Source organism: Kitasatospora sp. NPDC094019, from assembly GCF_044764505.1.
Taxonomy (GTDB): domain Bacteria; phylum Actinomycetota; class Actinomycetes; order Streptomycetales; family Streptomycetaceae; genus Kitasatospora.
The window spans coordinates 392,627-413,130 of sequence record NZ_JBIWIF010000003.1 but is presented as its reverse complement, the minus strand read 5'-3'; the positions used below and the strand labels follow the sequence as shown (position 1 = coordinate 413,130).

General features: G+C 76.1%; 15 protein-coding genes and 1 pseudogene. All 16 read right to left on the bottom strand.

Annotated features, from left to right (window positions below; all coding sequences use genetic code 11):
• Positions 1 to 77: 77 nt before the first annotated feature.
• Entirely contained in the window at positions 78 to 842 is a 765-nt protein-coding gene (locus ACIQ9P_RS09540) for a zinc ribbon domain-containing protein (protein WP_402352364.1), read from the bottom strand.
• Between the two features lie 302 nt (positions 843 to 1,144).
• Positions 1,145 to 1,750 carry a phage tail protein gene (locus ACIQ9P_RS09535; RefSeq protein WP_402352361.1) on the bottom strand — a complete coding sequence of 202 codons (606 nt, stop codon included), beginning with the start codon at positions 1,748 to 1,750 and terminating at the stop codon, positions 1,145 to 1,147.
• On the bottom strand, positions 1,747 to 3,708 hold the full coding sequence (locus tag ACIQ9P_RS09530; protein ID WP_402352358.1) for a putative baseplate assembly protein: 1,962 nt from the start codon (positions 3,706 to 3,708) through the stop codon (positions 1,747 to 1,749). Before ACIQ9P_RS09530 ends, ACIQ9P_RS09535 begins: the two co-directional genes overlap by 4 nt.
• A complete protein-coding gene (locus tag ACIQ9P_RS09525) occupies positions 3,708 to 4,130 on the bottom strand; it encodes a GPW/gp25 family protein (protein ID WP_030307173.1) in 423 nt (140 codons plus the stop codon). The genes ACIQ9P_RS09530 and ACIQ9P_RS09525 overlap by 1 nt, the downstream gene beginning before the upstream one ends.
• On the bottom strand, positions 4,130 to 4,447 hold the full coding sequence (locus tag ACIQ9P_RS09520) for a PAAR domain-containing protein (protein ID WP_402352355.1): 318 nt from the start codon (positions 4,445 to 4,447) through the stop codon (positions 4,130 to 4,132). Before ACIQ9P_RS09520 ends, ACIQ9P_RS09525 begins: the two co-directional genes overlap by 1 nt.
• 68 nt (positions 4,448 to 4,515) lie before the next feature.
• Positions 4,516 to 6,333: a VgrG-related protein gene (locus ACIQ9P_RS09515; RefSeq protein WP_402352352.1), complete on the bottom strand. Its 1,818-nt coding sequence runs from the start codon at positions 6,331 to 6,333 to the stop codon at positions 4,516 to 4,518.
• A 143-nt stretch (positions 6,334 to 6,476) separates the two neighbouring features.
• Positions 6,477 to 7,175, bottom strand: a pseudogene (locus tag ACIQ9P_RS09510) (peptidase M23); the annotation flags it as partial.
• 74 nt (positions 7,176 to 7,249) lie between these two features.
• The gene (locus tag ACIQ9P_RS09505) at positions 7,250 to 7,675 is read right to left on the bottom strand and encodes a phage tail protein (RefSeq protein WP_402352349.1); all 426 of its coding nucleotides are present in this window, start codon (positions 7,673 to 7,675) and stop codon (positions 7,250 to 7,252) included.
• A gap of 34 nt (positions 7,676 to 7,709) precedes the next feature.
• Positions 7,710 to 8,018, bottom strand: a complete 309-nt coding sequence (locus tag ACIQ9P_RS09500) for a hypothetical protein (RefSeq protein ID WP_402352346.1) — start codon at positions 8,016 to 8,018, stop codon at positions 7,710 to 7,712.
• 2,872 nt (positions 8,019 to 10,890) lie between these two features.
• Positions 10,891 to 11,049, bottom strand: coding sequence for a DUF6760 family protein (locus ACIQ9P_RS09495; RefSeq protein ID WP_167349762.1), 159 nt, complete (start codon positions 11,047 to 11,049; stop codon positions 10,891 to 10,893).
• The gene (locus ACIQ9P_RS09490) at positions 11,046 to 11,540 is read right to left on the bottom strand and encodes a hypothetical protein (protein ID WP_402352344.1); all 495 of its coding nucleotides are present in this window, start codon (positions 11,538 to 11,540) and stop codon (positions 11,046 to 11,048) included. The genes ACIQ9P_RS09495 and ACIQ9P_RS09490 overlap by 4 nt, the downstream gene beginning before the upstream one ends.
• A gap of 313 nt (positions 11,541 to 11,853) precedes the next feature.
• Positions 11,854 to 12,294, bottom strand: a complete 441-nt coding sequence (locus tag ACIQ9P_RS09485) for a phage tail protein (RefSeq protein WP_402352341.1) — start codon at positions 12,292 to 12,294, stop codon at positions 11,854 to 11,856.
• A 62-nt stretch (positions 12,295 to 12,356) separates the two neighbouring features.
• Complete coding sequence (locus ACIQ9P_RS09480; protein ID WP_402352339.1) at positions 12,357 to 13,913, bottom strand: phage tail sheath family protein; 1,557 nt, start codon at positions 13,911 to 13,913, stop codon at positions 12,357 to 12,359.
• 326 nt (positions 13,914 to 14,239) lie between these two features.
• Positions 14,240 to 16,348, bottom strand: a complete 2,109-nt coding sequence (locus tag ACIQ9P_RS09475) for an AAA family ATPase (RefSeq protein WP_402352336.1) — start codon at positions 16,346 to 16,348, stop codon at positions 14,240 to 14,242.
• Positions 16,345 to 17,049, bottom strand: coding sequence for a DUF4255 domain-containing protein (locus ACIQ9P_RS09470; RefSeq protein ID WP_402352333.1), 705 nt, complete (start codon positions 17,047 to 17,049; stop codon positions 16,345 to 16,347). The genes ACIQ9P_RS09475 and ACIQ9P_RS09470 overlap by 4 nt, the downstream gene beginning before the upstream one ends.
• Positions 17,046 to 20,369 (bottom strand): hypothetical protein, encoded by a 3,324-nt coding sequence (locus ACIQ9P_RS09465; protein WP_402352726.1) that lies wholly within the window; start codon positions 20,367 to 20,369, stop codon positions 17,046 to 17,048. The genes ACIQ9P_RS09470 and ACIQ9P_RS09465 overlap by 4 nt, the downstream gene beginning before the upstream one ends.
• Between the last annotated feature and the right edge of the window lie 135 nt (positions 20,370 to 20,504).

Below are 20,504 nucleotides of genomic sequence, written 5' to 3'. Positions count from 1 at the left end.
CGCGCCGGGCCCCCGGCCCCCCGGCCCGTCGGTCCGGTCGGTCCGGTCGGGGCCGGGAGCGCGCCGTTCGCGGGGACTCAGCTCCGCTGGAAGAACTCCAGCTCGGCCAGGGCGAGATGGCGGTCGCCGTCCAGGCCGGCGGGGTCGTCGAGGGTCAGGCGGACGGTGGTGGCGTCGCTGATGCCGGTGGCGAAGGTCTGCGGGCCGGGCTTGTCGGTCAGGGTCAGCCGCTCGACCGACTTCCGGCCGTTCGAGGCCGTCACCTCCAGGTCGATCCGCAGTGCCCGACCCTCGCGGGCGTAGTCCTCCGGTGAGGTCGAGGCGCCGTTGGTGACGATCACGGCCACCAGACGGAAGGGTTCGGCGAAGGTGAGGGTGATCGAGGCGCCAGGGCCCGGCGCGCCCCAGTAGCGGTTGCTGAGGCCGTCCGTGGCGTTGCCGGCCGGCTGGCCGGGAACCTCGGCACTCGCCTCCACGCGGACCGGGGTCACCGGCTTGCTCCGGCCCAGTTTGTCCCGGGTGTCCTCGATCAGGTTCCGGCCGGCCGGCAGCAGCAGGAAGCCGCCCGCGCACAGGGCCAGTACCACGGTCAGGATCACCAGGAAGCGCGTTGTCCGGCCCGATCCGGCCCGGGCGCGGCGGCGCAGCGGCCAGATCCTCCGCCACCAGGGGAGCGCCGGTGCGGCGGTACCGGGTGTGAGCGGGGTCGCGCAGCGGCGGCAGAAGCGGCGGTCGGGCGGGTTGGGCGTGCCGCAGGAGGGGCAGGGCGTCCCGGCGGCGTTGTCGTCCACCGGGACCGGCCGGACGACGGGGCGTGGGGCGACGGCCTTGGCCGGCCGCACGGGCTGCGGTGAGTCGGGGGGAGGAGGGACGGCGGCGCGCGGGGGCCCGGCGGTCGGCGCGGGGTCGGTCGGCCCGGGGTCGGCGGGCCGGGGGACGGGGGGAGGTGAGGGGTCGGCGGGCCGGGGTGAGGCGGTTCCGGCCGGACGGTCGGCAGCCGGAGCAGCCGGAGCAGCCGGAGCAGCCGGAGCAGCCGGGGCAGCCGGGGCAGCCGGGGTGTCCGACCAGCCCAGGTACGAGCCGCAGTTGCCGCAGAAACCGTCCGTCGGGCCGTTGGAAGCCCCGCACGCGGGACACTCGCGCGTCACTGTCGCCCCTCCTCGTTCGCGGGCGGTCCCGGCAGGACCTCGACCCGGCAGACCGTGTGGACCGGGCACAGGCTCCGGACCAGCGCCCGGACCCGGTCCGCGTCCACCTCCCGCGCCGCGTCCACCGAGTTCTCGGCGTCAGCCGTCCGGCCGTGCCGCGGCCATACCCGGACGAGCACCTCTTCGGCCGGGGCGGGCGGCAGCGCGCCTCCGGCCGTGCTCGACCAGGCGGCCCCGCCGTCCCCGGTGATCTCGGCGGACACGTCCAGTACCAGACGCAGGGCCTCGACCAGGCCGCGCCGGGTGCCGCTCCAGCGGTGCAGTTCCACCGCGCCGGCCACCGCCTCGCGGCGCAGCGCCAGCGGCCAGCGCGGGTCGTCGGTGCCGCCCACCCAGGTGGCCAGCCAGGCCAGGAAGTCGGCCGGGGCCAGTCGCGGATCGAAGTACGAGGGCAGGTTGTCGAGGGTGGTGAACACCGGGGCCAGTACCGTGTCCAGCCCCGCTGTGAACCGTTGCGCGAAGTCGTCGTCGGCGTACAGTGCGGGCAGCTGCTCGCCGATCGGGTACCGGCTGGGCAGGCTCGGGACGGCGGCCCGGCTCATCCGCGCACCTCCGGCTCCCGCGCGGTCACGACCACCTGGTGCTGGTAGGAGAAGGCCAGCGCGCCCGGCCCGACGTCGACCCGGTCGACCGGGGCGCCGCGCCGGCCGGTGACCGGGTCGGCGGCGAAGAGCCGGATCTCCTCCACCACCACCTCCCCGACGGCGCGTTGCAGCACGCCGAACACCTCCCCGTACTGAACGGGCCGCCCGAACGGCCGGCCCGTCCCGTCGGGCCCGCCGCGCAAGGGGTCGAGGTGCCGGTGGAGCGCGTCGAGCGCCGCGTCGCGCACCCGGTCGGCGGCCGCGGCCGGTGCCGAGAGCCGGGCGACGACGGTGACGCCCTGGTAGAACGGCGGCTCGACGAGGAGCCGGGTGCCGATCAGGCGCCGCTCGTCGAGGGCCGCGGTGATCCCGGCGAGGACCTGGTCGGACGGGATCAGCTGCTCGAAGCGCAGCCGGCCGCCCTCGTCGACCACCGCGTCCGGCACCACCAGGACCCGTACCGCGCCCGGGCCCGCGTCCCGGTCGGGCAGGCAGCGGACCCGGCGCACGGAGGGCGCCGCCTGCCGGGCGATGGTCTCGTAGTCCTGGGCGGTCACCGCGCGCTCCTGCATGCGGAGCGTCTCCGGTGCCCGCAGCTTGGCGTTGTCGATGGTCTCCCCGGCGACACCGCCGCGCGCCGCCTCCCGGTTGACGACCCGGGCGACGTACGGGACGGAGCTGCGCAGGACCGAGACCGCGCCGCGGGAGACGTTGCCCGCCGGGCCGCCGCCGGTGCGGTAGCGGGCCACCCGGATCCGGGCACCCTTGGCCGGTACGGCCCCGCACGGACGCAGGGTGCCGTCGGCCTCGCGCAGCACCGGCGGGAACGTGAACTCGCCGGTGGTGGCGTCCACCCGGACGTGCCGGTCGGCCGGTCCCGAGCGCCCGAAGTGCTCCACCACCTCCCAGCGCTGCCACCCGTCCGGCGAGGACACCTCCACCACCGGGGGTTCCCCGTCGAGCAGCACGGGCGGGCGGCCGAGCCGGAAGGACTGCCCCGCCACCCCCTCCGACACGCCGAGCGGCACGTCGGTCACCCGTTCGGCGTGCTCCACGGCCGTCGTGCCGCCGACGGTGAAGACGGAAGCCTCGCGCACCGTCGGCGACTCCGAGTAGAACGGCTGTCCCGGCTCCGCCTCGGTGACCCGGCAGCGCAGCCACCCCGCCCTGGTCCCGCTGACCAGCGACGCCGTGTGCCCGGCCGGAACGTACACGATGACCTCACCGGGCCGGTTCAGCCCGCCGGTGCTGTCGGAACCGGTCTCGCAGCGCTGCCACCGGCCGCCGTCCCACGCCTCCCAGACCAGCGGGGGCTGGCGCGGGTCGACGCCGACGCCCTCGACGCGGCTGTCCAGGCGGACCGCGACCACGCAGCGCGGCACCGCCGTCGGCAGGCCGAACAGCAGCGCGTCGCCGGGCTCGGGCGCGGCCTGGAAGCACGGGATGTCCCGGCCCTCGGCCAGTGCGCCCGTCCGGTCGGTCTGCTCACCGGTGCGGGGCGCGGTGACCAGGCGGGTCAGCTCGCTCGGCACGATGCGCAGGTCGTCAGTGGTGGCGAAGACGACGGCCGCCTCGGTCTCGCCGGCCGCCGTCGTCACCTCGGTGCCGGCGGGCAGCGTCACCGTGTCCGGTTGGGGGGCCGACAGCCAGAAGTCGACCTCGGCCACGGCGGCCGACGGCGGGTAGAGCCGGATGCCCAACAGGTCCAGGAAGGCCAGGTAGTTCTTGTCCGGAACCCGGTTCAGCCGGTAGAGCAGCTGGTCCACGAGGTAGGCGAACGTCTCGATCAGGGTGACGCCCGGGTCGGAGACGTTGTGGTCGGTCCACTCCGGGGCGCGTTGCTGCACGTACCGCTTCGCCTCGTCGACGAGCTGCTGGAACCGTCGGTCGTCCAGGTTGGGGGAGGGCAGGGCCATCAGTCCGCGACCGTTTCCTCGGTCCCCTCCTCGGAGGGGATCGTGTAGAAGGGAAAGACCAGGTTGCGCCGGTCGTTGGTGGTGCGCACCGTGTAGCGCACATCGATGTAGAGGGTGGCCGTCTCCACCGCGTCGAAGGCCACGACGACCTCGTCCACCGCGATCCGCGGCTCCCAGCGCTCCAGCGCCTCGCGCACCTGCTGGGCGATCCGCCCGGCGGTGACGCCGTCGCCGGGGGCGAAGACGTACTCGTGGATGCCGCAGCCGAAGTCGGGCCGCATCGGTCGCTCGCCGGGCGCGGTGCCCAGCACCAGGCGGATGGCCTCCTCCAGCTCCCGCTCCCGCTCGACCATGGCGATGCCGCCGGTCGGTCCGACCCGCAGCGGGAACGCCCAGCCGCGCCCGATGAACCGATCGCCCATCACAGCCCTCCGATCAGCACGTCGGACGCACCGGTCAGGACCGTCGCGCCGCACGCCGCCCGGTCGCGGGCCCGCGCGGCGGGCAGTCCGCCGATCAGCACCGCACCCCCGGTGATCGCCGCCGGATTCGGGACCAGCACGTTCCCCGGCCCCAGGGCCGCGTGCGGCGGTACCGGGCAGACGTGCAGGCTGCCCACCACGGCGGCGGGCCGTCCGCCGATCAGCACCGTCGCCACCCGCGCGGCGGTACCGGGCGGCGGGGTCGCGACCCGGCCACCGTGGTCGGTGGGGTCACCGGTACGGGCTGCGGCTGGCATCGGGGGCTCCTCGGGGAGAAGGGGGAGGGGAGGACGGTCGGGGGGGGAGAGGGTGGACGCACGCGGGGTCAGTTGATCCGGACGAGACGGGCCTTGAGCACGGCGAGCAGGCCGCCGTCGACGGAGACGTCCGCCGTCCCGGACACCTGGACCGACCGGCCGCCGATGCTGACCCCGGCCGTGCCGTCGATGTCCACCTGGCGGCCGGTCACCTTCACGGTGCCCTGCCGGGCGTCGAGCGTGATGCCGTCCCGGTCCAGCAGGACGGAGGTCAGCGGACGGTTCCGTCCCGCGTACACGGTGAGCTCGATCCGGTCCCGGCGGTCGTCCAGCCGGACCTCCAGCCGTTCGTCCCCGGTCACCAGCCGCAGCCCGGAGGGGCCCGGCGCCGGCGCGTCCAGCAGCTCCACGCGGTGACCCGAACGCGAGGCCACCGAACGGCGGTTGACCTTGCCGCTGGTGGCGTCGACCAGTGGCACCTCGTGCGGCGAGGGCCGGTCCACCCCGTTGTAGAGCCCGCCGATCACATACGGACTGTCCAGCAGGCCCTGCTCGAACCCGACCAGTACCTCGTCGTTGACCTCGGGACTCACCACCCCGCCACCGCCCTTGCCGCCCCACTGGACGGTGCGCACCCAGTCGGTGACGTACGTGTCGTCCAGCCAGGGGAACGTCAGCCGCACCGCGCCGCGTTCGGAGCCGTTCGGCTCGCGCACGTCCGTCACCACGCCGATCGCCAGACCGGGGATGCGCGGACCGCGCCCGGGAGCGTCGGCGCCCGCCGTCGGAGCGGGCAGGGAGCGGTCCGGTCCGGAGTCGACCCACACGGTGGTGCGGTAGCCGCCGTGCGGCTCCAGCACGTGCCGCACGGCCGTCGCCGTGTACCGGCCGGAGAACGCCGGCCCCACGTTGCCCAGCGCCACCGGTTTGCCCGCCCGCAGCAGCGGATTGCCCTCGGCCACCGCCTCCAGGTCGCCGAAGCCGGCGCTCACCCGGGCCGCCGCCGCGCGGGCGACCGCCGCCGTCTCCGCCTGGGTCCGGTAGGGGGTGTCGGTGACGGCCACGACCGACCTCCCGAACCGGGCGGCCGTCCCGGGAGCGAGCCCCGGCACCACGGTGTCGCTGACCACGGACGGCTGCTCGGCGACCAACGGCCGCTTCGTGACGACGTCCCAGCCGCGCACCTGCACCGTCGAGGCGCCGTCGGCGGCCGACAGCGCGGCCCGCAGCGCCAGCAGGTTGCGCCCGTACTCCAGGACCATCGGGTCGAGCACGGCCGACGTCGAGGGCGAGGGCGCCCCGGACGCCTTCGCGGGCCTGGTGAACTGCAGCAGCCCCTTGTCGTCGACACGCACCCGCGCACCGCTCTCGCCCGCGAGGAACTGGAGGAAGTCCCAGTCGGAGACGTTCGCCTGGGACAGCTGCCGGTACGTCACCGGCGCGGCCTCCACCCTTCCGACGGCCAGGCCGGCGCCCGCGGCGACCTTGCGGACGATGTCCGCGGCCGTCATGTTCCGGTACGCGACGACCTTGCGGCCGCGCTGGAGCCGGTGGGCCCTGGAGTAGGCGCGGACGACGGTGAACGAGCCGGTGCCGTCCCGGTCGATCTCCAGGGCCGTGACCTCCCCGTCGAACAGCCGCTCCCGCGCCTGCCCCTTCGCCGTCGTCACCGAGACGCGCAGCGGGGAGCCGATGGTGATGCCGGTGGCGCGCAGGAACTCGTGGTCGGGGTCGCGGTAGGTGAGCACGGCGGCGTCCGGCAGACTCACGTTCTCGTCGACCACGCAGCTGACCAGCTGCGCCGCCCAGATCTGCGGAAGCTCGCCGGGGGCCTCCACGATCGGGTCGGCCGCGAAGGACCTGCCCCCGGAATCGAACCCGCTCACCGTTCCCCCTCGCCGCTGCCGTTGCCGAACTGGTTGCCGCTGCCGCGTGCGCTGTCGAGACCGTCGTCGACACCGCTGTCCGGCCCGCTGTCGGGTCCGTGGTCGAAGGCGTGCCCGTCGCCGGTCGTGCGGACGCGGTCGTCGTCCCGCAGGGCCGGCACCACCAACTCGGTCCCCGGGGTGAGCGCCATCGGGTCGTCGATGCCGTTCGCGTCCGCGATGACCCGCCAGGCCGTCGCGTCGCCGTACTCGCGCCAGGCCAGCATCGCCAGGCTGTCGCCCGCCACCAGGATGTGCGTGCTGCGCGCGGTGCGAGCGCCCGACGTCGGGTTCTGGCCGGGCGGTTCGACGCTCGCCTCCTCGATGGACAGCGAGCAGGTCGCCCGCAACGGCGTGCCGTCCACGTCGAAGAGCGTGTACGAGACCGACAGGTTCGACAGCACCCCGTCGAACGAGGTGGTGCGCGCGCTGCCCCACTCGAAGCGCACCCAGGGGCTCGCCGGCTTCTTGCGGCCGAGACTGGCCGGGGTCGGCACGCACGCCTTCATCAGCTTCTCCACCGCCCGCTCCACCGAGTCGTCATGGGTGGCGGTGGCGTCCAGGAAGACCTCCAGGCTCAGGGTGCGCGGGCCGCTGCCCACGAACTCGGGCAACGCCGACTGCCCCGCCATCCGGGAGGGGGAGCGTCGCCACTCGGTGGTCTTGCCCAGCTGCAGGGTCGAGGGGTTGAACTGGAGGTCGAGCCGGGCGATCGTCCCGCCGGGCTTGGCCCCGACCGAGGCCGGGGGCTCTTTCAGGGTGAGCTGGGCCCTGGCGCGGCTGGTGCGTGCCGAGAAGGCCATGGCGTGGCTTCCTTCCGGAGCGGGAGTGCGGCGGTCGTCGGACGGGGTTCGCGGGACGGGGCGGTGGTGGACGGTCAGGCGGGGAGCAGGCCCGCGTGGGCGATCTCCAGGGTCTCCACCGCGGCCGCGGAGTTGGCGGGGTCGAAGGACGGGCCCTGCCAGCGGACCGGGACGATCCCGAAGACCTGCCAGCTGATGATCCGGCTCAGATCGGGCCGCAGGGCGACGATCTCGCCGTCCTTCGGTTCGACCCGCCGCAGCGTCTCGTCCAGCCAGCGGCCGATCTTCGCCGTGTCGGCGGTGACCGGCCGGGTGAGGGTGATGTTGGACCAGGTCACGCGACCCGGGAGCTGCCAGGTGAAGCCGTTGTTGCCGCCCTCGGCGTAGGTCTCCATCTCGACCTCGGCGCCCATGCCGGAGCAGGTGTGGAAGGCGCCCAGGTCGTTGCCGCCGATGGCCAGTCGGAAGAACACGCTGGTCGCGAAGATGTTGTCCGTCATCGGTCGGTCGTCCGTTTCTCGTTCGTGCGGGTGCTCAGCGGCGGCCGTCGAAGGTCCTGCCCGCGCGGTCCCGGCCGCGCCGCAGCTCGGCGCGCAGCAGGCGGGAGACCGGGTCGAGCAGGCGGCGGGCCAGGTCTTCCAGGTCGAGGTCGCCGCCCTGCGTTCCGGCGTCGCGCGGACTTCCGCCGGTTCGGTCGGAGGCGGTGACCCGCTGGTCCGCTGGGGTGCTGCGCGGGGCGGTGACCCGCTGGTCCGCGGGGGTGGTACCGGGGGCGGTGCTGCGCGGGGTGGCGGCGGTGGTGGCCGGGACGGTGCCCCGGACACCGCCGGCGCCGCGCTGCACGGGGAGCGGAGGCGGGGACGGGGTCGGAGGCGGTGCCGGGGGGTCTCCCGAGGCGCCGACGGGGTCCGGTGTCCTGGACCGCACCAGCGGCACCACGGGCAAGGGCCGCGCGGAGGATGTGGCCGGGGAAGGCTGGACCACCAACGGCGGCGCGTGCGGGGCGGTCACGGGCAGCGGGCCGGACGAGCGCCCGGGGCCGGAGGGACGGAGGGGTTCGGGGCCACGAAGGGTTTCGGCCGGGCGAAGGGGGCCGGACGCGGAGACCTCGTGCGGGCCGGTGGAGCCGGGTGCCCGCTGGACGTGCTGCGGCGCGGCGGTGGAGGGCGGGGCGGCCCAGCGTGCCGCGACCACGGGTCGGCCCACCGCGCGGGCGGAAGTGACGGGGGCCGTCGCGCTCCCCATGTCCCGGCCGCTGCCGAGGGTCAGGGGCCGGGCCGCGAGCAGCCGGACGCTGCGGTGCGGAGCGGCCGCCGCCCCGTCCGGTGCCCCGGACCGACCGGCGAGGACGAGTGGGACGGGCCCGTTCGTTCGGGTCCCCGCGGGCGGCGCGGGAACTCCGGCGCGACCGCCGTGCCGGGACGCGGTGGTCGGGGAAGCAGCGGTCTGTGGTGCGGCAGCCGGTGACGCGGCCGGGGATCCGGGGTGCTGTCCAACTCCTGGTACGGGCACGGGCACGGGCACGCGCTGGACGGTGGACGGGGCCGCCGGACGGTTGGCGGTCGGTGGCATCGCGGGCAGCGGGGCCCCCAACCCGGCGCGCGGACGTCGCCCGGTCCGCCCCTGGCCGCCCCCGGCAGCCGGAACCTCCGGCTGCCGCTGCACGACCGGCAGGGTCGGCGCCGAAGGCGCGGTCGCGGAAGGGGAACGGTCGGCCCCCGCCCGGACGGGCGCGCTGGTGGCCAAGGGTGCCGCGGTGGTCGGGAGTCCGGCCAGCGGCGGGCCGAGGGTCGGCCGACCGGCGGCGCGTTGTACGGGCGTGCCGGTTGTGGTCTCCGTCGAGCGCCGGACGATCGGCACGGGTGCTGCGGGGGCGGCGGGATCCGGCCCCGGGGGTGCTGCGGTGGCGGTGGGTTCGGCCGCCGGTGCGCCGAGGGTGGGGTGGTCGGTCGCGCGTTGTACGGGCGAGTCGGCCGCGCTGTCCGTCGGGCGTCGGACGATCGGCAGGGCTGGTGTGGGAGGGGTGGGATCCGCTCCCGGGGGTGCTGCGGTGGCGGTGGGTTCGGCCGCCGGTGTGCCGAGGGTGGGGTGGTCGGTCGCGCGTTGTACGGGCAAGTCGGCCACCGTCTCCGCCTGGTGCCGGGGCGTGGGAGCGACCGGCGCGGGGATGGCAGTCTCCTGCGCCAAGGACTTCGTGGTGGAGGGGAGTTCGGATGCCGGAGCGCCCGGGGCGGGACGGTCGGCCGTACGCTGAACGGGCGCCGCGTCCGCGCCCCGCGCGGGTGCGCCGGGCCGGTCGAGGACGGTCTCCGCCTGCCGCTGGACGACAGGCATGGCCGGTGCCGGAACGGGGCCGGGTCGGCGGTCGGTCGTGTCCGAGGAGGTGGCGGGTGTCGGGACTCCGGTCGCCGGGGTGCCCGGGCGGCTGCCGAGCGGAGGCGCGTGGTCGGCCGCCCGCTGTACGGGTGCGGCGGGGGAAGGTCCGCCGATGTGCACCGGGGGGACGGCGGGGAGTACGGCGGCCACTCGTCGCCTGGGCGTGGCGGGCACCCGGGCGACGGTCGGCGACGGGCCGACAGGGCGCGTCCGCACCACGGCCGGGGTCGCTCCGACGCGGTCCGCCGGAGCTTTCTCGCCCGGAGGCCCGGGACGCGCGTCGGCGACCGGTGCCTCCCGACCCGGTCGGCGGCCGGTGGTGGCGGGGACGGGCCCGGCTCCGGCGGTGCTCCGCTGCGAGGACCGGCCGGCGGGGGCCGCCCCGGGGACACCCTCGCCGGAGGTGCCGGGGACCACCGCGATGCGGCGGACCAGCGGGAGTCGTGCGGGCGTCGGCGTTCGGTCGGCCCCGGCCGGGGCCGCGGTCGGAGTTGCGGCGGTCGCTCCGGCCCGCTGGACGACGGGATCGGCGTCCGGGCGGAGCGCGTCCGCGCCGAGCACCGTCGCGGACCGCGCGGGCGGGCGGCCACGGGTGACGGGTGTACCGGCCGCCGCCCCGGCCTCCGAAGGGGCCTCCGGCCCCCCGCCGGACCGACCTGGCCGCTCGCCGGCCTCGCCGGCCCGCGAGTCGCCGGTGCCGGCCGCGGGCGCCGCCTGTGCGGACAGCGGAGCGCCCTTCGCCGAAGCACGCGCGCCCGACAGGCGCGCACCCGACGGACGCCCGCCCGACGGACGCCCGCCCGACGGACGCCCGCCCGACCCACCGGGCCGCGCCCGCCCGGTGTCCTGCGCACCCGGCGCGGGAGACGTCCCCGGTTGCGGAGCCCCCGCCCCCGCCCGTGGCGCGCCGTCCGGAGCGGCGTCCGCGTCGGACGGGCGCAGCGCCCTGAGCAGCAGCGGGCCGCCTCCGCTGTGGGTGGGGTGCGCGACGGCGGGGCGGGCGATGCCGCGGACGAGGCCGGTCGGGGCGGTCGGCAGCAGGGCGTGGGCGAGGCCCCTGTCGAAGGACGGATCGCGCCAGGCGGCGAGCCCGTCCCGGAAGGCGAGTCCGTCACTGACGCTCATGGGCGCCCGGGACACGGTCAGGGGGGTCGGCGCGGTGCGGCGCCACCCGCCGTCCCAGTCGGCGGGCACGCCCGGGCCCCGGCCGGCGGCGGCCTCCCGGCGCGCGTCCGTCGTGCCCGGCCCCGCACCCGTCGCGCCCGCACCCGCCGCTCCCGCACCCGGGGCGTCCGGCGCGACGCCGCGCCGGCGCACCCTGTCCCGCCATGCCATCTGCTCAACCTCCTTCGTTCATGCGGGAGTTGATCTGTGCTATCTCGGTGACCCACTGCCGGCGTTCGGCATGGGTCAGGTCGAGGATCTCGTCGCGTTGCCAGTGGAAGTGGTAGGCGATGTACGCGATCTCCTCCCTGAGCCGGGGGAGCGCGTACGTCACGATTCCCCCAGGCGCCCACCGGAGAGGTCGACCTCGAAGCCGCCCTCGCAGTGCGGGCAGGTGACCGCCGCGCGGGTGTGGCCCTCGCTGTTGACGCGCCGGTAGAAGTCCTGGAGGAACGCGACGTCGGTCGCGTACATCCGCTCCACGACCCCGGCGTGCACGTCGGTGACGGTGCCGAGCCGGGTGATGACCTGGCTGAGCAGCACCACGCTCAGGTAGGCCGGGTTCTCCTTGACCCGAAGGTCGATCTGGGGCCGCAGCTCGTCGCGCGCGGTGGCCAGGCGCATCGAGCCGTGCCGGTGCAGGGTTCCCGCCTCGTCCACGTACCCGCGCGGCAGTTCGAACTCGAACTCGGTGCGCAGCGCGTGCTCCTCGCGCCGCGCCGGAGCGCCGGCGGAGGGCCCCGTCGGCGCTGCCGGGGCCGGGGCGGGCTCCGTGGCCTGGAGGATCTCCTCCAGGCTGCCCGCCGTCACCGTACGTCGCCTCATCGGGGACCTCCGTGGATACCCCCGGCTTTGGCCGGGGGAGGAAACGGACCGCCTGCGGAGCAGGTCAGGGAGCGGCGTTTCGCCGTCGGGGCGGACCGCCGTGCGAGTGGTCGCAGGCAATTGTCAGTGCCTGTCGGTAGGTTGATCTCGTGCATCTCAGGTACTCGTATCGCTTGTATTCGACGATGAGTCAGCGACATTCGCCGGGCACGGCCCGTTGAAACAGGAACCCACCGGAACGCCGGCCGCACCGGGCGCAAGCCCCGTGTCGCAGGCGCGGCCGGAATCCCCGTGCTTCAGCGCGGGGAGGATGTCACTCGACGATGATCTCCTCGAACACGATGGTCACGGTCTCGGTGGCCGCGGCGGACTCGCCGGCCTTGAGGGAGGGGCCTTCCCATTTGGAGGCCCAGCCGTTCATCAGCTGGATGCGCCGGACGGTCTCGCCCGTGGAGTCCTTGATCTCGATGGTGAGGTTCTGCCGAGCGGTGTCGACGGCCCCGTTGTTCAGGGTCTCCGTGATCCACTTGGTGAACTCGCTGCTCTTGTCGAGTCCCCGGGTGATCGTGACCTCGCCGGCCTGGCGGGCGCCGGGCTGCTTGCGGATGATCTGCTTGCCGTCCTTGCTGACCTGCCGGACCACGACCACCTCCTCCTCGACGGTCAGGCCGCTGATCTCCTGGATCGACTCGACCAGGTAGCCACCGAGCTGGACGCCGAAGATATGGGTGGAAAGAGCATCGCCCTCTGCCATGACTGTCTGTCACCTTTCCTTGCTGCTCGTCCCGGCCGTTCCGGGACCGCCGGACCTGCGGGTCACTCGTCGATGAGACTGGTGCTGTCGGAGAACTGCGCCAGCCGGAACACCACGAACTCGGCCGGCTTGACCGGTGCCACGCCGATCTCGCAGATCACGCGGCCCTGGTCGATCGATTCCTGCGGGTTGTTGTCCCGGTCGCACTTGACGTAGAACGCCTCCGCGGCCGTCCGCCCGAACAGCGCGCCGCGCCGCCACTCCTCGGTGAGGAACGCGGTGGCGTTGCGCCGGATGCTCGACCAGAGCCGGTCGTCGTTCGGTTCGAAGACCACCCACTGGGTGCCCAGGAGGATGGACTCCTCCAGGTAGTTGAAGAGGCGGCGCACGTTCAGGTAGCGCCAGGCCGGGTCGGAGGAGAGGGTGCGGGCGCCCCAGATCCGGATGCCCCGGCCGGGGAAGGCCCGGACGCAGTTCACCCCGATCGGGTTGAGCAGGTCCTGCTCGCCCTTGCTCAGGCGCAGTTCCAGGTCGACCGCGCCGCGGATCACCTCGTTGGCGGGTGCCTTGTGCACCCCCCGCTCGGCGTCGCTGCGCGCCCACACGCCGGCGATGTGGCCACTCGGCGGGACGGTGGTGTTGCGCCCGGCGGCCGGGTCGAAGACCCGGATCCACGGGTAGTAGAGGGTGGCGTAGCGGGAGTCGTAGCCCGCCTCGTCGTTGCGCCAGGTCCGCACCTGCTGCGCGGAGAGACCGGGCGGGGCGTCGAGGACGGCGACCCGGTCGCCCATCTGCTCGCAGTGCGAGATCACGGCGAGCTGGACGGTGCGCACCCCCTCGGCGTCGATGTCCCCGCGCTGGTGGCAGCCCATCAGGTCGGGCACCGCGACCATGGTGATCTCGTCGATGGTCTCCAGGCCGCCGAGCCCGGTGCGGTCGGCCGCGTCGCCGACGAACTCGGCCGGGTCGAGCCGGGGCACCGCGCCCTGGCCGACGGCCGGGGCGGGTACGGCGGCGGGGGCGTCGGGCAGGGCCGCGGTCCGGTTCGCGGGCCGGCCCTGGGCGGTGCCGCGCTGCTCGGTGACCTCGATCAGCGCCGAGCCGCGGGCCTGGGTGACGAGGTAGCCCTTGACGTTGCGGCGGGCCGACACCTCGAAGGTCTCGGCCACCGCGCCGTCGCGGTGGACCAGCAGCCTGAACCGGTCCTCGGGCGGGCTCTCGCCGTCCGCGTCGGCGATCTCCACCGAGACGCCGGTGACCCCCGGCCGGGCGGCGAACAGGAACCCGTCGAGCGCGACGGGTTCCGCCGCGCGCTGCTCGGGGGCCGTGGCGGCGGGCGCGGAGGTGTCCCGGTCGGAGCCGCCGACCCGGACCACGTACGCGGCGCCGCCGCCGTTGGCGAAGTACCCGTGGACCGCGTGGGGCAGGTAGGCGCCCTCGGTGAACCCGCCGAAGCGCTGGGAGTACTGGTCCCAGCTGGTGACGAGCGTCGGCTCGTGGAACGGGCCGGTCGGGGCGAACCCGACGAACGCGGCGACGGCGGTGCCGACCCCTTCGATCGGGCGGGCACCGGACTGCACCTCCTCCACGTAGACGCCCGGGGTGAGGTACGTCGGCATGCTCGCTCCTTCGTGTCACCGGTGTTCGGTGGACGGTCTTCGGTGGATCTCCGGCCGGGTGGTTCGGCGGACGGCGGAGGGCGGGCGGTGGACGGCCGAACGCCGTCGACGGACCCGGTCGCGCGCCGTCGCGCCCCGTCCCCAGCCTTTCCGGCGGGCCGTCGTCGGGGGAGGGACCGGGGGACCTGCCCGGGGGCAAGGGCGCTGCCCTCCCCGGCCCTCCCTCCCCGGCCCCCGGCCTTCCCCCGACGACGGCCCGCCGCGACGGTCTACCGCGCCGGCCTGCCGGGACGGCCTACCGGGGCGGGCTCGCCGGCCGTCCCGGCTCAGACCCGCGTGACCTGGGCCACGTACGGTCCGAACTCGCCCTCCAGCACCAGCCGGCCGAGCTTGCGGTACTCCTGCGCGACCGCCGTCACCGTCTGGGCCATCGTCAGCGGTCCACCCGACTCGGCGGCGAGGTACGCGGCGGTCACGGCGCAGGCCCGGATGGAACCTCCGGCCAGGTCGAACCGGTCCGCGCAGAAGCGGAGGTCGAGGTCGTCACCCCTGGGCACCCGGCCGCCCAGGCAGCGGTCCCACAGGGCGAGGCGCTGGGCGGCGTCGGGCACCGGGAAGTCCGCGATCACGTCCAGGCGGCGGGTGAACGCCTCGTCCAGGTTGGCGCGCAGGTTGGTGGTCAGGACGGCGATGCCGTCGAAGGACTCCATCCGCTGGAGCAGGTACGCCGACTCCATGTTGGCGTGCCGGTCGTGGGCGTCCTTGACCTCCGAACGCTTGCCGAAGATCGCGTCCGCCTCGTCGAACAGCAGCACCGCGTTGACGGCGGACGCCTCGGTGAAGATCCGCTCCAGGTTCTTCTCGGTCTCACCGACGTACTTGTCGACCACCGTGGAGAGGTCCACCACGTACAGGTCCATGCCCAGGTCGGCCGCCACCACCTCGGCCGACATCGTCTTGCCGGTACCGGACGAACCGGCGAACAGCGCGATCACCCCGCGCCCCCGCCCGCCGCCGGGCCGCATGCCCCACTGCCCGAGCACCTGTTCGCGGTGGCGGGCGCGCACCGCGAGTTCCCGCAGACTGCGGTGGGTGGGGGCGGGGAGCACCAGGTCGTCCCAGCCCACCGCGGGTTCGACCCGCCGGGCGAGGCGGGCGAGCCCCGCGCCGTTCTGGGCCCGGACGGCCGTGCGGAGGTCGTCGGTGGAGACCGGGCGGCCGTCGAGCGCGGCCGAGCGCACCGCGGTGCCGGCGGCCCTCCGCAACTGCCCGGCGTCCAGGCGGTGCGCGGCGACGGACCGGGCGAGCGACTCGGCCCCGTCCTCGCCGACGGCCTCGCCGCCCCTCGCGCCGTGCCGCTCGCCGGCCCCCTCCAGCGCGTGCCGCCAGCGCGCGACCTGCCGCTCGGGGGCGGGAGCCGCCACCGTCAGGGTGACGGGAGTGTCGGCCGCCCAGGCGGGTTCCCAGCCGCCGGTCCCGTGGGTGAGGAAGGGGAGGCCGCGCAGGGCGTCGCACAGCGTGCGCAGGACCCCGGCCCGCTCGGCGGGCCGGTCGGGCAGCTCCTCCAGCGGCCCCAGCAGGACGCCCGCGCCCAGCAGCCGGGCCTCGCGCGCCACGGCCCGGGCGACGCCCGGCACGCCCCGGGGGTCACGGGCCAGCGCCGCCGGGTCCAGGGCCAGCGGCGGCATCCCGCCCGCCCGCAGCGCGGCGACGGCCAGTCCCTCGGCATCGCCGCCCCGGCTGCGCAGGTGGACATGGCCGGTGCCGGTCCCGGCCGCGGCGGCGGCCCGGCGCAGCTCGGCCGGGTCGACGGCCGGATCACCGGCCGGACGGCCGAGCACACCGGTCAGCAGCGGGTCGGGCGCGGTGTCGCCCAGCAGGTGCGCGGTGACCCGGTCCGGGACGGTCAGCGCCCGGGACAGGGGCGGCCGCTCGGGTTCGGTGATCTCCAGCAGACCGCCCGCGACGAGCGGCGCGGAGGGCGCCAGCCGGAACCGGGCCGCCGCCGCCCCGCGCTGCCCGCACAGTTCGAGGGCGAGCCCGACGGTGGGCCGGCGGCGCGTCAGGTCGTCGTTCAGGTAGCCGTAGAGCCGCTCGAAGCGGGTGTCGAGGTCCGGGGCCAGGGCCACCAGCAGCAGGTCCAGGTCCAGCGGCGCCAGGGCGAAGCGGGTGGCGAGCACGGCCAGCGGCGAGCCGGGCGGCGGCGCGTCCGGACCGGGCAGGGCGGGCGGAGCGGGCCGGTCCCCCTCGTCCAGGACCCGGGCGACCGCCTCGGGGGTGAGGAACTGGCCCCGGTACGGATCGTCCGGATCGGGATCGAGCGCGCGCCGGATCGCGACGGCCTCGCGCACCCGCTCCTCGACGACCCGCAGCCGCGTCCACAAATACGGGGCCGGGGCGGCCGTCGCGGCGGCGGGTTCCAGGGTCCGGGTCACGGCTGCCGCTCCCCGCGTCGGCGGCGGGCGGGGGCCGGCCCCCGCTCCCGGGGGCCGCCGAAGCCTTCCGGACCGGGCTCGGCCGTCTCCGTGTAGCGCAGGCGCCGGGCGGCCCCCGGCTCCTCCGGTGCGGTCCGGCCGGCGGCGCGGACCACGAGCCCCTCGGTGACCGGTGGCGCGACGGCGGTGGTGGCCCCGGCCAGCGGTGCCCTCACCCGCAGCCCCAGCGACGGCTTCAGCTCGCCGCCCAGCGCCGACCACACGTCGGAGGCGGCGGGCGCGTCGAGCCCGGTGCCGCCGCCGTCCAGGCCCACGATGAGGCCGAGTTCGGCCAGCGAACCGGTGAGCAGACGCGGTGGCAGCGCGTCGGTGGACACCAGGCACCGCAGCGCCTGGGAGAGCAGCCGGTGTTCGTCCTGCGGCCGGCTCGCCCACGCGGTGACGAGGTACGTCAGCTCGAACCAGCGGGCCGGGGCGCGGCGCGCGGCGAGGAAGCCGTCCGCGTCGTACACCTCGCCCGCGCCGCTGGCGCGCCGGGTGTGGTCCTCGCGGACGTCGTACAGGAACACGCACACCGTCGGGGCGCTGCGGCGGGCCGCCCAGTCGCGGGTCGGCGCGTCGAACACCACGTCGACGCCCGACGCCTCCAGACCGGACTCCGCGAGCAGCCGGCGCAGCCCCTCGTCGACCTCGTGGATCATCGGCGGATCATCTCGTTGGGCGGCTGGACCGTGCCGCTGACCACCAGGAAGTCGGTCCGCACCGGGGAGAAGCCGGGGCCGCTCGCGGTGATGACCCGGGGGCCGGTCGCGTCCTTGGCGAGGATCAGCAACTGGCCGGTGAACCGGCCGTCCGGACCGGGGACGGTCGGCGCCGCCGCGGCCGTGATGCCCGGCTGCCAGGTGAACCGCACCGGCGCGCCGGGCGGGAAGTCCTCGCCGCGGACCGAGGTGACGAAGCCGGGCTTGCCGATCGAGGGGACGGCGAGGATGCGCGGCTGGAGGATCCGCAGCTGCTGACGGGCCTCGTTGTCCCCGGGGTCGGCGTCCGTGCCGGTGGTGGTCAGGGAACCGGTCACCAGGCCGGTCACGGCCCGGTCGGGGCTGAGGACGACCTGGACGACGGTCCGGGCGCCCGGGGCGAGGTCGGGCAGCGCGCACACCCAGGCGCTGTCGCAGCCGGGCGGCGGCGCGTCGTGGGGCACGCCCCCGGGCAGGCCCACGCGGAGCCGCAGACCGGTGGCCAGCCCTTCGCGGCCGTTGCGGACGGTGTACGTGAGGACCACACGACCGCCCACGTAGCCGGGGTTCGGCTGCGCCGTGAGGCTCAGCCCGGGGCCGGCCGGCGGCGCGGGTGGTGCGGGCGGCAGCGGCCGGGGCGTGCCGACCGGCGACGGGGCCGGCGGAGCGGGCGCGGGCGCGGGGGCCGGCGGCGGTGCCGGGGCCGGCGGAGCGGGGGCGGGCACCGGGGTCGTCGGCGGATCTGCCGTCGGTGTCGGCGTCGGGGCCGGCGTCGGTGACGGGGTCGCGGTGGGGGTCGCCGTGGGGGTCGGGGTCGGCGCCGGGCGTACCGGCACCACGGTCCGGCCGGTGTTGTCACTGGGACGGGGGTCGAGGACGGCACCGGTGACCGACCAGTCCAGGGGCTGGTCGCCGGGCTCGACCCCGGTGACGGTGACCGTGACCGGCACGGTGCCGCCCGGGCGCACCACGCCGAGGGCGCAGACCAGCGCCGCCGCGTCACAGGTGGCGCCGGGCGCCGCGAGCCCGGTGACGGTCACCCCGAGCGGGGGCGAGACGGTCAGCCTCGTCCCGGGCGAGGCCGCCGGGCCGTGGTTGACGACGTCCACCCGGACGGTCCCGGAGTCACCCGCGGTGAGTGGCGCGGCCGTGCCGGGTGCCTGGACCGCGAGGTCCACGGACTGCTGGACGCCCGGCTCCTTCTGACGGCCCGGCAGACCGGCGGTGAGCGGGGTGCGGGCCCCGGAGACCGCGTCCACCAGGGACAGCTTCTCCGGGCTGTTGGCGGCCAGGGCGGCCCGGGAGCTGATCACCAGTGTCCTGCCGTCGGAGCTCCAGGCGGCGTCGCGGGGCTGGAAGGGCCCGGTGGCGGTGGTGTCGGGCAGCTCGCGGCCGCAGGCCCCCGGCCGGTCGCGGGCCGCGTCGGGCAGCAGCACCCGGCAGGCGCCGCCCGCCGCGGCGGCCAGCAGGATCCCGTTGCGCTCGTCGACCCGGCCGGCGCCGTTCTTGCGGTTGAAGGCGATGGTGGCGCCGTCCGGTGAGAACGCCGGGCTGTCGTCGACGACCTGGCAGGCGCCGGGGCAGTGGGCGGCGCTCAGGTCGCGCTGCCGGTCCAGACGGTCCACGGGCACGGTCCACACGTGCTTGTTGCCCCCGGTGCCGTTGATCACCTGGTTGCGGGTGAACGCCAGTGTCGTGCCGTCGGAGGACCAGGTGGGCTGGGCGTCGCCGCCCTGGAGCTGCCCCTCGGGCGGGACGATCACGCCCCGGAGCGCGCCGGTGGCGGCGTCCGCGATCAGGATCCGTCCGGGCCCGGCGGCGTCGCCGACCCCGCCGGGCGAGGTCCGGGTGAAGGCCAGGAACCGGCCGTCCGGGGAGAACGTCGGATCGGTGTCCCAGTCCCTGGGGCCGCGGCCCGCCAGCGGGAGCGCCGTCGGGCCGGAGCCGTCGGCGTCCGCGATCCAGATCCGTTCGATCCGCCCGGCCGGCAGGTTCGGCCCGGCCGGCGCGTCCTCGAAGCGGGTCACCACGATCCGGCGCCCGTCGGGCGTGTAGGTCTGCCGCTCGGTCCACGGGTCGTACCCGGCGGCGGGCCGGAACAGCGGGTCCTTCGCCGGATCCGTCTCGGTGTCGGCCGCCGGGTCCTCCTTGAGGACCGCGCGGTTGAGGTCACGGGGGTCGGAGCCGTCCGGCCGGACGTCCTGCAGGGTCACCACGTGCGGCCCGTCCGCCGAGACGCGTTCGACCACGGCGCCACCGCCCTGGAGCGGGCCGAGCCAGGTGGCCGGTCCGACCTCGCGGTCCTCGCTCAGCACCACCGCCGGTTCGTCCTCCGAGAGCGCCTTCACCCGGAAGACGTGGTCCCAGTCGCCCTCGCAGGTACAGGTCCGGTCCGGGCTGAGGAAGAGCAGGCCGTCCCCGTCGGGCAGCCAGCTTGCCCCGTGGGTGCGCCACTGTGCCCGCGCACCCGCCAGCAGTGGCCCGCCGGTGCGCCCGTCGGTCCACCGCAGCCGGGGCCCCTCCGGTCCGGTGGCGGTGTACGCGATCCGGTCCCGGGTCGCCGACCCGTCCACCGGGTTCCACACCGGCTCGGTGCCCGCGCCGTCGGCGGGGTCGGAGACCCGGGTGGCGGTCCCGCCCCGGAGCGGCCGGACGTAGACCTGCCGGCCGGCGGTCCGATCGGTGTCCGAGGAGTACGCCAGCCGCGTGCCGTCGGGCGAGACCGTGGGGTGCTCCTCGTTCGCGGGGGTGTCGGTCAGCCGGGTGAGGCCGGTGCCGTCGGTGCGCACCAGCCACAGGTCGCGCTGGGTTCCGCCAGGCCCGGCGGGCCGGGCCGCGTCGAAGACGACCGACCGGCCGTCCGGCGTCAGCCGCGGGTTCGCCGCGTCCAGGCCGCTGGTCAGACGGTGCACCGAGCCGTCGGCGGAGCGCAGGTAGACCTGCGGGGCCTGCTCGTCGCGGCGGCTCGCGAACACCAGCCGGTCGCCCAGGGCGGCGGGCTGGACGTCGAAGTGCGCCGGGCCCTCGCCGAACAGCGGTGGGCTCGTCGTGTCCGTCGCCACCCGGCCGAGGCTCCGGTGGCGGGTACCGGCGTACGCGATCCGGCTCTCCCCGGCGTCGGCCGCCGCGGTCCGGCTCGCGGCGCCGGCCTCGGAGGGCCGGTCCCCTGCGCTGCCCGGGCCGGCGGCGGTCGTCATCGCCAGCAGCGGCGCCAGCAGCAGCAGCGCCGTACCGGCCCTGCCCCAGCGGTGTCGCCGACGGCCGGAGCCACCCGTGCCCATCACGGTCCACCTCACAGTCCGGTCCAGCATTCTTGTCCGACGCTGCCACCCTGCCGGTCCGCGGCGGCGGACCGGCAGGGCCCCGGGGCCGCGCCCGGGGGAAGCACCGACTGCGCTTTCGGGCAGCCGCGACCG

Excerpts from the sequence above, each read along its gene's own strand:
- ACIQ9P_RS09535 (WP_402352361.1), bottom strand. The coding sequence starts at position 1,750 with ATGAGCCGGGCCGCCGTCCCGAGCCTGCCCAGCCGGTACCCGATCGGC.
- ACIQ9P_RS09530 (WP_402352358.1), bottom strand. The coding sequence starts at position 3,708 with ATGGCCCTGCCCTCCCCCAACCTGGACGACCGACGGTTCCAGCAGCTC.
- ACIQ9P_RS09525 (WP_030307173.1), bottom strand. The coding sequence starts at position 4,130 with ATGGGCGATCGGTTCATCGGGCGCGGCTGGGCGTTCCCGCTGCGGGTC.
- ACIQ9P_RS09520 (WP_402352355.1), bottom strand. The coding sequence starts at position 4,447 with ATGCCAGCCGCAGCCCGTACCGGTGACCCCACCGACCACGGTGGCCGG.
- ACIQ9P_RS09505 (WP_402352349.1), bottom strand. The coding sequence starts at position 7,675 with ATGACGGACAACATCTTCGCGACCAGCGTGTTCTTCCGACTGGCCATC.
- ACIQ9P_RS09490 (WP_402352344.1), bottom strand. The coding sequence starts at position 11,540 with ATGAGGCGACGTACGGTGACGGCGGGCAGCCTGGAGGAGATCCTCCAG.
- ACIQ9P_RS09485 (WP_402352341.1), bottom strand. The coding sequence starts at position 12,294 with ATGGCAGAGGGCGATGCTCTTTCCACCCATATCTTCGGCGTCCAGCTC.
- ACIQ9P_RS09480 (WP_402352339.1), bottom strand. The coding sequence starts at position 13,913 with ATGCCGACGTACCTCACCCCGGGCGTCTACGTGGAGGAGGTGCAGTCC.
- ACIQ9P_RS09470 (WP_402352333.1), bottom strand. The coding sequence starts at position 17,049 with ATGATCCACGAGGTCGACGAGGGGCTGCGCCGGCTGCTCGCGGAGTCC.
- ACIQ9P_RS09465 (WP_402352726.1), bottom strand. The coding sequence starts at position 20,369 with ATGGGCACGGGTGGCTCCGGCCGTCGGCGACACCGCTGGGGCAGGGCC.